Below are 12,885 nucleotides of genomic sequence, written 5' to 3' on the forward strand. Positions count from 1 at the left end.
CTTCCAATTGTCTGAAAGAAATTTTAGCAGTTTTAAGTATTTCTGCAAGCTTTTTAATTGCAGGCGTTGTACCTGCAATTACCAATTGAGTTGGCGAATTATAGTTTACTGCATAAACATCCTTCATGCCATCAATCACCTTAAATATCTCATCCTCCTTACTGGTTACCGCAATCATAGCCCCCGTATCTCCATCTTCTACAGCATCGAGAATCGCTTTGGCCCTTTGTTCACTCAAAAACACCAGTTGATCATCATCAAAAGCACCGGCAAAACACAAAGCAGGTAACTCACCATAACTATGTCCTGCAACCATGTCAGGTTCAATACCCAAATCTTTAAGAAAATTAGCAATTGCCAGATCCACAATACCTAAAAGCGGCTGCGCCATACGGGTATCCTTAATTCTTTCTTTTTGAGCTTTTAAAGAAGCTTCATCAAATACCGCATTTGGGAAAAGGACTTGTTCATATTTACTCCTGTTGTTTAGCAGTTTCCGCATGGCGGGAAATATCACAAAAAGATCTCTTGCCATATTGATACGCTGACTACCCTGTCCGGGGAACATAAACGCTACCTTACCGGCTCTCTTCTTAGTGATATAGGTATCTTTACTTTCAACGCCCGATAAAGCCAGGTCAATCTTCATAATCAGGTCTTCAACTCTATCAGCTACAATACTCAGCTGTATCTGCTTAGTATTTCCCATGGCCAAGCTAAAGGCAATGTCCTTTAAATCTATATTGTCGTTTTCATCCAGTAAAGCCTTTACATTACTCAATTGTTTTTTGGCTTCCTCATAGGTATCGCCTCTAAAAACAAACAGTTCAGACGGCAATGAAGTTAATGCAGATGCCTGTTCAGAAACTTTATGATCGCTTTCAATAACCGCATGGAAATTAGTACCTCCAAAACCAAAAGCACTTACCCCTGCATAACGTTTATCTTCCATCCACAACCCGGCTTCGGTATGAAAAGCGAAAGGACTTGTACTACTGTTATAATAACTGTTAGGTTTTGTTAAGTTAATGGTTGGCGGTTTTACGCCATGATAAACAGATAAAGCAGCTTTTATTAAACCTGCTAAACCTGCCGCACATTTGGTATGGCCTATCTGGGTTTTCACTGATCCCAGATGGGTTTGATTTGCCCTCGCGCCTGATTCATTTAACATATCAGTTAAAGCACTAAGCTCTGTTCTGTCGCCAACTACGGTACCCGTTCCATGTGCCTCTACCAGTCCAAGAACTGATGGCGAGATGCCCGCCTGCCCATATGCACGTTCAAGCGCCCTAACCTGACCAGATTTACGCGGGGCTGTTAAACCAAGGCTCTTCCCGTCACTTGAACCACCAATACCCTGAATTACAGCGTAAACCCTATCACCGTCCCTCAAAGCATCTTCATACCTTTTCAGCACCACCATAGCTACACCTTCACCTAAGGCAATACCGTCAGCCTCAGCATCAAACGTTGCACATCTTCCCTTGCGGGATAAAGCATGAGTACTCGAGAACATCAGGTAATCATTGATACCGTTATGTACATCCGCCCCACCAGCAAGTACCATATCCGACTTATCGAGGAACAATTCCTGACAAGCCAAATCGATAGCCGCTAAAGATGAAGCGCATGCCGCATCAACAGTATAATTGCGCCCACCAAGATTTAACCTGTTTGTAATACGTCCTGAAATTACATTGGCTAAAATTCCAGGAAAAGAATCCTCTGTTGTTTTCGGCAGCAGTTCGTCCAGTTCAGCCGRCATTTCGCCAAATACCTGTTTAAAGAAACCTCTGAAACTGTAGCTATTGGCAAGGTCATTCCCACCTTCGGCTCCTATTATTACAGATACGTTCTCTGCATTAAAGTTACCCTCTCTATAACCGGCATTTTCCATTGCCTGTTTGGCTACCATAAGGCTCAATAACTGCGTTGGCTCAATTGCCGCTAACGATTGTGGGGGAATTCCATATTCCAATGGATCGAAATCAATCTTAGGGATAAAACCACCCCATTTAGAATGCGACATGTCATTCTCCGTTGATTCCGGATTATAGTATAGCTCTTTATTCCAGCGTTCATCCGGAACTTCCGTTACCGAATCGTTCCCCAGAATAATATTACGCCAATACTCTTCAATATTTTTTGCGCCCGGAAAAATACAGGCCATTCCTACAATGGCTACGTTTAGTGATTTTCCGTTAGCCTCAGGAAGTGCAGCCAATGCTGCGTTTTCAATATATTTATAGTTGCCTACAGCAACATCTTTATGCAAATCTAAAATAGAAACAACCTCATTACGCATTGCCGCTATTTGCCCAATCATGTACATACCCAGGTGCAACTGATCCTTTTCATCAATGGTTACCAGTTTATCACCTTTGCGTTCAATTCCTTTTGCTGCAATGCGCAGGCGACCAACATTTAAGCTTTCCAGCTTTGCCCAGATTTCCTTTTTATCTACACCTTCTTTCTGGAGCTTTTCTTTTTCTTCATTAAAGAATGCCGCAAACGGAGAATTTAAACATCTGGTTTCGTGACCTGGTGCTGTTTCCAATAATATCGTATCGTTAGACACCATTGCTTGTTCCTGGAATTTATCCTGAATAGCCCCCGTAGCTACTGCCTCTCTGGTATATAAATATGAAGTACCCATCAACACCCCAACCTTTACACCTTTTGCTGCTAAGGGCGCTGCCATTACAGCAATAAATGCGGTTGATAAAGCATCATGGATGCCACCAGCAAAAAACACACTGATCTGTTCCGGTTGATCTTCTTTTAATAAACGCTCAATCTGCTTCTCCCAAAGAACCATACTCGATAACGGCCCAACATGCCCGCCGCACTCTCGCCCTTCAAAAACAAAACGCCTGGCGCCTTCCTTTAAAAACATATCCAGGAGTGAAACCGATGGCACATGAAGAAAGGTTTTGATACCCAGTTTTTCAAGCGGTTTAGCTTGCGACGGTCTGCCACCCGCAATTAACACTACCGGAGGCATCTCTTGTTTTATATATTCCAGCTGCTCATCACGCAACTCCTGAGGAGCAAAACCCAATATGCCTACGCCCCAGGTTTTATTTCCCGCAAGTCTCTTAGTTTCACTGATCAGTTCCTTTGCTCGATCTCCCTTTAACAATGATAGTGCAACAAAAGGCAATGCCCCCGCTTCAGCTACAGCATTAGCAAAAGGTGCTACATCACTAACCCTTGTCATAGGCCCTTGTGCTATCGGATAGGTAATATTTAAATCTCTTGCCAATGCATTGTCAACGCTAATCACGTTGATTGATTTAGCCTGATTAAGATGTCCGTGAACAGCTTCCTGAATCCCAAATATTAACTTGTCTAATTTTCTGTACCGGTTTACAAGATCTGCTGAGATCGCAATATCCTGCCCCATTGGGAGGAACGAGCGCTCCAGATCAAACCCATTAAAATAAGGTTCAAGATCTTTGGCTGTGGCCTCTTCAGCAAGTACAGGTGAATTCGGTCGCACCAATACCCTGAAATCCCCAATCAGTCTGGTTTCGTTACCACTTAATTTTTCGCAGATTTGTTTTATGGGGTCTGGAACGCTGCATTCAGGGAACAATGCAAGTTGACTGTCCAATACAACTCCTGCTGCACCAGACGCAATTAAAGCAGCAGCAGTATGTATTCCAACACCACCCTGTACATATATGTTTATATTTTTAACCTCTTTAACAATGCGTTGAAATAGGATATATGATGACTCATAGGCTACCTTACCGGCACCTTCATTACCTTTTACTATAATCCCGTCAGCTCCTTCGGCCTGGGCTTTTTTGGCATCTTCAACATTGCAAACCTGATAAAACAGCTTAACCTGTTTTTTTCTGGTAATTTGTATTCCATACGGCAGTATAACCATAGTTACCTGTTCAGGAAAAACAACATCCTTAAGATCGTCCGAAATCAGGCACACGCCAAATCCTGTCGAACATTTTTCTGACAACTGCTCTAACGCATCGGCAGCTACGGCTTTATCTCTTCCGAGGTGAAGTACAGGAAACGCCTTCGCATTTGACACCGCACAGGCAAGATTTACATCAGGCCTTTCAAATGGAGTTATTCCAATAATAATGGGAGTTTTCATGTTGTTGAGGGATGATTAGGGTTCAACTTCGAGTATTCTTCGAATATCATTTAACATATTCTACAGAAGCAGGATTTTTATACAGAAAAGCACCATGATTTTATTCAAAGTAGCTCTATATCAAGAAAATTATGCGCTTTCAACTAAATATTTCAACAACATTTTAAAAAACACAATAAAAAGCAATAATCCTACGCTCTTGTATGCCCAAAATTACAACTATAAAGACTCAATACCTCCAAAAAGGCAAAAGTGAACAAAAAGAACAAACACAAAAAAGCCCAAATAAATGTGTTTGACGCAATAATTTAACAACCTATTAACATCAAACTAAAATCCGACAATAAAGGGGCAAAAGTTCGTTCAATACGACTTGTTTAATCAGCGGATTTACATGAGCACAAACACTTCATTTTTTAAATAAATTTAGTAGAACACACGTTCTTAATATAACTGGCGTTATTAGTATGTTATTTTATTTGCATTTTAAGATATAATTAATACCTTTTGTGCACATAACAAATGAACTAAATTTTATAAAACTCAAATGAAAATTACAAAAACAATTTCGCTCCTTGCAGTCATCGGACTTTTGTCAATCTCGATGTATTCGTGTAAAACAAAGAAAGTAGTAGCGAAACCAAATCCGGTTCCGGTTGAGAAACCAGCACCTGCGCCAGAGCCAGAAAAACCTGCACCAACTCCTGCGCCAGAGCCAGAAAAACCAGCTCCTGCACCTGAACCAGATTTTAACTTCAAAAACATTCAGTTTGAATTTAACTCTGACGTGTTAAAAACGGCTTCATTCCCAATTTTAGATAAAGCCGTTGCCGAAATTAAAAAGGACCCTACAGCTAAATTTGTCTTAAACGGACACTCTTCAGCAGAAGGTACACCGGAAAGAAACATGTCTTTGTCTGTTGACAGAGCGAATTCAGTTAAGTCTTATCTTGTTAATGCAGGTTTAAATGCATCTAACTTTACCGTTAAAGGTTTTGGCGAAAGTCAGCCAGTAACTTCAAATTCTACTGAAGAAGGAAGAATTTTAAATAGACGAGTAGAAATTAAAGCAGATAAATAAGGTCTGCTAAAAGGAGGGAGTATTTTGCCGAACCAGCAAATTAATCAAACTTAATTTGCTCAGGCCCATCAATTTTTGATATATGGCAGGCACAATTCCCTCCTTTTACCTTTATAATTGCCGACTTGGTCTGTGCACTTTTGGTATACGTTCCGGTAACTTTAACACTATCTCCACTTTCTGAAAGTTTGCTGATATGGCGGTCGCTAGCCACAATATAAATACCAGTTTCAGAATTGATATCACTTGTCGCAACACTTAAAGTATCGCCCGTACGTTGATTTACAGCACTATAATTATCAACAGCTACTCCTTCTCCATTTTTATCTACGAACTTCAATACCAAAGTAGCAAAACTTTCATCGCAAATTTTATCCTGGCAATTTGAATTATCTGTTTTATCACATGCTGCCAGCAGTATTACCCCTACTGCGCAAACAAGCATCGCTATTTTCTTAAACATAAACATCCTTTTCATCACTAAACGTAAAATATATCAAAAACGCTACATACTATCCGCTTTCTTATTTGTCGATACTCATGGCCTCAATTTCCGCCATGTATTGAGTTAAAGCCTCGCCATAGGTAAGCTTAATATGTTCCGGCTTGCTTAGAAACACCTTAAAATCTTCAAGGTCATTAACCGTAAAACCCATTCTTACAAATAGCTCTTTATCTGTTTCCCATTCTTCCAGACTTACCTTCTTCTTTTTTAGGTTTCTGTATAATACCATGCCTTCAGCAAAATCTTTATAGGATGCCGTCTCTCTAAAAACGGTCAACATCTCAATCAGCGTTCTGTAGGTAGCCGGTTTCCCCAATCTTACCTGATCCAGCATTAAAGCGCCTAATATCGACCCTTTAAAAAACTCATTGTCAATGCTATCAAAATTACCGCAGTGTTTTAAAATCTCTATATCACGTTTCAGCATTACGTCTTGTTCTGCAGTTTTATGCTTAACAAAATAGGGTTCAGTATCAAGTACTTTAACGCAATCAATTGTATCTTGCTGTGCAAAAACCGGAAACCCCGAAAACAAAAAGAAGAAAGGGCTAAACAAACAGAAAATAGATAATTTCATAAGTTCCCGCAAAGTTAACCAACTCCTTCATACTCCCAACACAAAATCATCGTTGTAATTGTTAAATCTATGAAGGGCCATTTGGCAATGTTTTTTTTCCTTATCTTTCGATCTAATATTTACTACAGCAATTATAAATGAGTACAAAACCTTCTATTTGGCAACGCATGGGCATCCAGGACTGGTTCTTAACCAATAATGGATCCACATCATCGGGCAAGTCGAAACCGCTTACACCTAACCAGGTTTATAAATATATCATCGAAGAATTTCGGAAATCCATATCAGAATTGTCATTTGCGGAACGTGTGGTATTTTATCATGAGTTTATTATATGCCTTAATCCCGACGATTATCGTGAGTTTATAGATAACAAAAAAGGTATTCTTGGTCTAATATCTCAGGAATCTGTCGACAACTTTTATGAAATATTAAACAAACAGGTTGCAGATGGTAAAAAGGTAGAACCGTCAAGTAATAAATGGGTATTCAGATTTGTATCTCACCCGGATTATAAACCTGGAGATATTAGTTTTATAGGAAAATTATTGCCAGACAGCACGCAAAAAGAAGAAAATCTTAGAGTTACCTTTATACCACGGCAAACAGGGCTGGCCCAAACATTCGACATAAACAATGATATTCTAAAAGACTTTATATTTTACAGCGAAGGATACTATGAGATCCCTTATGTAGATATACAGAAACCTGAAGAAAAGACAATAAATGATAGCCAAAGAGTGGTGTTGGCACGTTTTGAAACTACTATTCCAGATAAAGCTTACTCCGGACAAAAATTAGAATACCTGATGAAAGCAGACGATATAGTGGTTTCCGGAAACGAGGAAACAAGGGAAGAAAATCATATTTTCAGGATTCCGTCTGAGTGGGTAAATACGCCTCATCTTAAAATAAGATACAACAGACCCGAAGATAAGTTCTATGTAGCCTCTTTTGGTGAAAAGACCATTTTAAACGAGAATCTAATTGAAAGAAGTGACATTACCGGACCTAAATGGTCTGAACTACCTGTTAACTCTCGACTTATATTGAACGGAATTATTGGTGTTAACATATTTAAATCCTGATATATGTCGCATATCTTATCTATAGCGTTATTCATTATATGCATCATTTTATTGATCGCACATTTTAGAGACATTAAAAATTCGCCCAAATAAAATGGATAGAAATTACTTTGGACTAACCGATACAGGAAAAGTAAGAGATAATAATGAAGATACCTTTATTGCCGAAACTACGGCAGCTAACGATCTGGTTATTGCCTGTGTGATAGATGGGGTTGGGGGTTATTCTGGAGGCGAAATTGCTTCGGCGATTGCCAGACAGTCAATTTTACAACACCTGAACAGTCAGCGTAAAGACTTGCCTTCGCTGATGAAGGATGCTATTATTGCTGCCGATGGACAGATAATGGCCGAAAAACAAAAAGTTAAGGAACATGAAAACATGGCCTGTGTACTTACACTGGCAGTTATCGATCTTCAAAAAAACCTGCTCTATTACGCGCATGTTGGTGATACGCGGCTGTACTTACTTCGCGACGGATCATTGGTTAAAATATCAAAAGATCAATCTTTTGTAGGCTTCATGGAAGATAGCGGACGCCTTACCGAAGAACAGGCCATGAGCCATCCCAAACGTAACGAGATTAATAAAGCTTTGGGTTTTGGTGCAAAAATAGCAGCACAGGACGATTATATAGAAACCGGCCAATCCCCTTTCCTTCCTGGTGATTTGTTATTGCTTTGTAGTGATGGCCTTTCCGACATGGTTAACAGACAAGGCATTACAGACATTCTGACCAAAAAGACCACTTTACAGGAAAAAGGAGCTGAGCTTATACAAGCAGCTAACAATAATGGTGGACGCGACAATATAACTGTTGTTTTGGTTAAAAATGGTAAACAATCACTGGTACATGAGGCAACAAAACCTGCAGTAAAAGTAAAAAGCCCAAAATCTATTGTAAATCACCAGCCTTCAATAACCCATGCTGCCCCTAAAGAGGTTACGGTGCAAAAAGAGATTACTCCTGTTGCTATTCCTGTGGTACAAAAAAACAATAAGGGTTTGGTAACACTGTTGTCTGTACTCTGCATTGTTTTTCTGGCATTCGCACTTTATCTGCTATGGCAAAATAACGTCCGTTCAAATGCCATCAAGCAGCAAAAGCTGACAGCTTTGCAACCTGTCCGTAATGAGCAGGAAGCAAAACTTCAGGACACGATTAACAAATTGGTTGGGAACACGCTAATCATTTCCGATTCCCTGTTCAAATCGCCAATTATACTTAATGAGGATATACATTTTAATAAGGATACGCTTTTCATCATTGCTAAAACGCCTATTATCATCAGAAGTGATTCAGCATATAAAGGCAGTGCTGTGTCTATTAAACCAATCAGTAAGTATGTGTTTTTAGAGAACATCACATTTGAAAACTTCCATACGGCCATATTATCCCAAAACAATGTACTGCAGCTAAAAAATGTACGGTTCAACAACTGTGTTAATTCCATAGAAGCTACTTATAATTTGCCTCAGAACATGTATATCCAGGGAAAAATACCTGCCAGTTCTTTTAAAACAGATTCATTACCAACCACTGGAAGTCATTAGTATGGAGAGCAGGAAAATAGAACGTGCTTTTATTATACTGATAACCATCGTGTTAGGATCATTATTCTTTACACTTTTCAATACCTTACAGCGCAATTTTGCCGACGTGGGTTTCCGTTTGGACAATGGAACCATGATGAACCTGAATGCTAAAAATCCAGGTGAACTCATAAAAACCTTACTTGAAAAGGGGTACTATTTTGAAGACAAAAAAGACGTAAACCTAATAGAACAAACTGTTGCAAAAGGCGTTAAGTCTTTTAAAGAGCCGCTTGATAACGTTGGGGAGCTGAATAAAAGCAAATTCTTTGTTGAGGCGGATTATGCTTTTGCCTCTGGAGGACAAAATTTCAAAAAAAGAGCTAGCGACTCGCGCGCATTACTTGGGTATACCGGCGACGACTCTTTGCGTTTTACCCAGGAAAGAAACCGGCCTCCTCAGTTACCTGCTCAAACCGACCTTAAACTAGGGGTCCATAGCATATCGGGTAAGATTATAGATACTGCCAATAAAGCCGTATCCGGCGTTCTGATAAAACTACAAATGATAGTTCCTCAGGACAGTGCTTATGTTGATGATGAGGTAGAAGTAAAATCAGCGGGATTAATATCATATGTCCGAACAGATGCCAACGGGAATTTTGCATTTTTAAATTTACCTGAAGACAAAGCCTTTGAGCTGTTACCCCTAAAACCCGGCTTTCAATTCGGAAGATCACAGGGCATACAGGAACTTCAAAAAGATGCTTCGTTTACGTTTAAGCAAACACAACATACTATCCGGCTTTTTTCTGCAAGGGATTTTAAAATCTTAAAGAAAGAAAAATCGCTGATAGTACGTACTCCTGATGAATTTAATAAATGGTTCTGGATCATTACCGGAAGTTTTTTTGCAGGATTTTTCCTGTTACATTTCCTGCTAAGCGTTAAGTTTCCTCAGGCAGATCAGCTTATTTTACCCATCATTATGCTAATGACGGGGTTCTCGTTTATAGCCTTACTCAGTTTACAGGATCCATTACGAGATCGTTTTTTAGCAAAAGATACCCTTGTTTTTTTTGGCATGGGCGTTTTCGCCATCATTATATTAATGCTCATTAAATTCCGGAAGTTTAATGTCGACTCCAGGTTTTACCGGATGCTTGTGCTTAATAAAAACTCAGGAAAAGCAAACGGGTGGCAATGGGCGGGGCTGGCACTGGCGCTACTGGCCTTAACCATCATTTTCGGAAATGGCCCCGAGGGCAGTGGTGTAAAAGTAAACCTGTTTGGTGTACAACCCAGTGAGATCGTAAAATATGCCATCATTTTATTTCTTGCAGGCTTTTTTGCCAGTAACGAGCGTTTTATCACCGAATACCGCAGCTGGCAAAAAAGATGGTATTTCTTCTCATTCGCACTTGTGGCAATGGGCATCGCTATCCTGATGTACCTGGTTCTGGGCGATCTGGGCCCTGCAATGGTGGTGTGTTTTACATTTATCATACTGTTTTCTTTCTCGCGTGGCGATTTCATGATGATGCTCATTGCCATCATTACTTACACATTAACTGTCTGGTTTTTGAACATCTGGATAGCCAGTCTGGTTACCGTTGTATTGATTGGCCTGGCCATGCTGATCAATAAAAAACAGACCAGCGAATCGGCAATAATGGTCATCATGATCATCGCGGGTTTCTTATTGATAGATCAGGTTCCTTATCTCGACAAACTCATCCCGGGGCCTGTTAACCGGCTTACAGAACGTAAATCTATATGGCAAGACCCATGGAATAACGAAGTCTATGGCGGAGACCAGGTAGCAAACGGCATTTGGGCTATGTCTGGTGGTGGCTTAACCGGTCAGGGTGTAGGCGAAGGTTTTGCCAAAACAATACCAGAGGCGCACACCGACATGATATTGCCAGCCATAGGCGAAGAATTCGGGTGGACAGGTATAGTGAGCATATTTGTGTTGTTCCTGATTTTCTTAAACAGGTCAATAATTATAGGCCGGCAAACGGGCACTCCATTTCTATTTTATCTCTGCGCAGGTATTGGGATAAGTATGTTTGTGCAGTTCCTGCTCATTGCCGGTGGTTCTACAGGAGCATTGCCCCTATCAGGTGTTGCATTACCGTTTATCAGCTATGGTGGGTCATCACTGGTAGCAAATATGATGGCAGCCGGCATTTTGCTTTCCGTTTCTTTAATCAGAGGCACAGATGTACAGATGGCATTTATTACCAAACAGCAAGATAAGAACCTTGTACCGGCACTTTTATCTGCCAGTATCGCCGTTCTTCTGTTAACCATCACCATATCAAGATATATTGCCAATAATAAAAAATGGGTAGTACAGCCATCGCTTGTAGCCGATAGAAGTGGTTTACGCATGTTTAGCTATAATCCCCGCATTGCAATTTTAATGAACAAATTAGAAGCGGGCCAGTTATACGACAGAAAAGGAAGGGTTCTTGCAACAAGTAATCCTGACTTTGTCAGGAAACAGGCAGACACGTTAAGAACATCTGGCATTAGCTATAATCTCGATTCGGCCATGCATAAACGGGTCGACAGGTATTATCCTTTCGAAGAGCAAACCTTTTTCTGGATAGGTGATGCAAACACGGGAGTATTTAACGGTAGCACAAACGGGTATTTTGCCGAGTATGAACATGCAGCAGAGCTTAGAGGCTTCCATACACCTATTACCTCCTTCAATACAAAAGCGAATAAATACCGTGAAGACCGCTTTCTGCCGAGAGGGGTAAAAGAGATGACGGTAAGCAAAAGAGATTATGCCGCCCTGGCTCCTTTACTACTGGCAGGAATCAACAGCAATGAGGTTGAATCGTTCAAAAAAAGAAACAGAGATGTTAAGCTCACCATAGATGCACGTTTACAGTCAACCATCCAGCATTCTGTTGGTTTGGATACCTCACTAAGAAAAAGCAGGGTTTCCGTGGTAATCATGGAAGATTCAACGGGCGATGTACTTGCTTCATCAGTTTATCCCTTACCTCCAGTTAAGGATTGGGAGCTGTTAAACATGACTACCAACGAACAGAACAAGCTTTCCGGCTGGTATACCAATGCAGATCTTGGGTTTACCTACGCAACACAGCCAGGCTCTACCGCTAAGGTTTTAACAGCAATGGCTGCCTTTAACAAACTGGGCATTAATGCAGCCAAAAGATCTTTTACAGTAAGTTCCTATGAAAGGATCAGAACCAAAGGTATAGAACCGGATGAAACAGGAAATATTACATTGGAGCGTGCAATTGTAAACTCAAACAATGTTTATTTTATTAGGTTATTACTTTGATAAGGACACCAGTAATGCAAAACAAGAGAACAAGTGGATGAATCTTTGGCGTAAAACTGAGTTTAATACTAAGCCGAGATATGATCCATCAAATATACGTCGCACCAGGGCTAAAGGTATTTCCGGGATGGCCTGGGGGCAGGGCGAGTTAATTGCTACCCCCGCCTCTGTTGCAAGGCTAATATCCGGGGTGGCTAATAAGGGCACATTAGTTGCTAATCGTTATGTTTTAAAGATCAGCGATTCTACAACTAAAGTTAAGCCAGGTATTAAGTTGGCCAATGACCCGCAATACGCGGCTTTGCTTACAGATTACATGCTTAAGCAGAGTGCCAATAAGCGGTATACATTGGGCATTACTGTAGCAGGTAAAACAGGAACACCAGAAAGGATCTGGAAAAAAGAGCGAATTAATGACGGCTGGTATGTGTTCTTTGCGCCCAAAAAATCAGGTCCCGGTCACGTTGTTGTTTGTATTCGTATAGAATCTACCAGGGGCTCAAGTAAAGCGGTACAACTTGCCGGAAAACACGTTGTACCAGCATTATTGGATCTTGGATATATCAAAGATTTTAAACCGCCTGTTGCAAAACCTGTTATAAAAGAAAACATAGTAGTAAAAAAAGATAGCATCAACTAGTTAAAG

Annotated in this window: 8 protein-coding genes; 5 read left to right on the forward strand and 3 right to left on the reverse strand. The window is 40.4% G+C overall.

All coding sequences use genetic code 11. The features are described 5' to 3' along the window. Nucleotides 1–4,126: beta-ketoacyl synthase N-terminal-like domain-containing protein (locus tag AC1DDX_RS04095; RefSeq protein WP_477621794.1), on the reverse strand; the 4,126-nt coding region annotated here is incomplete at its 3' end. Nucleotides 4,127–4,673: 547 nt separating this feature from the next. Between AC1DDX_RS04095 and AC1DDX_RS04100 the strand changes: the two genes are divergently transcribed. Continuing rightward, complete coding sequence (locus tag AC1DDX_RS04100; RefSeq protein ID WP_172661130.1) at nt 4,674–5,207, forward strand: OmpA family protein; 534 nt, start codon at nt 4,674–4,676, stop codon at nt 5,205–5,207. Nucleotides 5,208–5,247: 40 nt separating this feature from the next. Here the strand turns inward: AC1DDX_RS04100 and AC1DDX_RS04105 are convergent, their stop codons facing one another. Continuing rightward, nucleotides 5,248–5,670: a hypothetical protein gene (locus AC1DDX_RS04105; RefSeq protein ID WP_337717390.1), complete on the reverse strand. Its 423-nt coding sequence runs from the start codon at nt 5,668–5,670 to the stop codon at nt 5,248–5,250. 61 nt (nt 5,671–5,731) lie between these two features. Next, nucleotides 5,732–6,289 (reverse strand): hypothetical protein, encoded by a 558-nt coding sequence (locus AC1DDX_RS04110; RefSeq protein WP_288884194.1) that lies wholly within the window; start codon nt 6,287–6,289, stop codon nt 5,732–5,734. Nucleotides 6,290–6,426: 137 nt separating this feature from the next. Here AC1DDX_RS04110 and AC1DDX_RS04115 point away from each other — a divergent pair, with 137 nt between their 5' ends. The 4 genes from AC1DDX_RS04115 (at nt 6,427) to AC1DDX_RS04130 (ending at nt 12,879) form a co-directional block, all read left to right on the forward strand. Beyond that, nucleotides 6,427–7,377, forward strand: coding sequence for a hypothetical protein (locus AC1DDX_RS04115; RefSeq protein ID WP_172661133.1), 951 nt, complete (start codon nt 6,427–6,429; stop codon nt 7,375–7,377). 94 nt (nt 7,378–7,471) lie between these two features. After that, on the forward strand, nt 7,472–8,932 hold the full coding sequence (locus AC1DDX_RS04120; RefSeq protein WP_337717388.1) for a PP2C family protein-serine/threonine phosphatase: 1,461 nt from the start codon (nt 7,472–7,474) through the stop codon (nt 8,930–8,932). Between the two features lies 1 nt (nt 8,933). Next, the gene (locus AC1DDX_RS04125; RefSeq protein ID WP_477621795.1) at nt 8,934–12,239 is read left to right on the forward strand and encodes an FtsW/RodA/SpoVE family cell cycle protein; all 3,306 of its coding nucleotides are present in this window, start codon (nt 8,934–8,936) and stop codon (nt 12,237–12,239) included. Further along, nucleotides 12,211–12,879: a penicillin-binding transpeptidase domain-containing protein gene (locus AC1DDX_RS04130; protein WP_477621796.1), complete on the forward strand. Its 669-nt coding sequence runs from the start codon at nt 12,211–12,213 to the stop codon at nt 12,877–12,879. The genes AC1DDX_RS04125 and AC1DDX_RS04130 overlap by 29 nt, the downstream gene beginning before the upstream one ends. Nucleotides 12,880–12,885: the final 6 nt, after the last annotated feature.

This window comes from Pedobacter sp. 10L46_2 (assembly GCF_056395165.1).

Bases quoted from the DNA above. Each gene is read 5' to 3' on its own strand.
- AC1DDX_RS04100 (WP_172661130.1), top strand. From the start codon at position 4,674: ATGAAAATTACAAAAACAATTTCGCTCCTTGCAGTCATCGGACTTTTG.
- AC1DDX_RS04105 (WP_337717390.1), bottom strand. From the start codon at position 5,670: ATGTTTAAGAAAATAGCGATGCTTGTTTGCGCAGTAGGGGTAATACTG.
- AC1DDX_RS04110 (WP_288884194.1), bottom strand. From the start codon at position 6,289: ATGAAATTATCTATTTTCTGTTTGTTTAGCCCTTTCTTCTTTTTGTTT.
- AC1DDX_RS04115 (WP_172661133.1), top strand. From the start codon at position 6,427: ATGAGTACAAAACCTTCTATTTGGCAACGCATGGGCATCCAGGACTGG.
- AC1DDX_RS04120 (WP_337717388.1), top strand. From the start codon at position 7,472: ATGGATAGAAATTACTTTGGACTAACCGATACAGGAAAAGTAAGAGAT.
- AC1DDX_RS04125 (WP_477621795.1), top strand. From the start codon at position 8,934: ATGGAGAGCAGGAAAATAGAACGTGCTTTTATTATACTGATAACCATC.
- AC1DDX_RS04130 (WP_477621796.1), top strand. From the start codon at position 12,211: ATGTTTATTTTATTAGGTTATTACTTTGATAAGGACACCAGTAATGCA.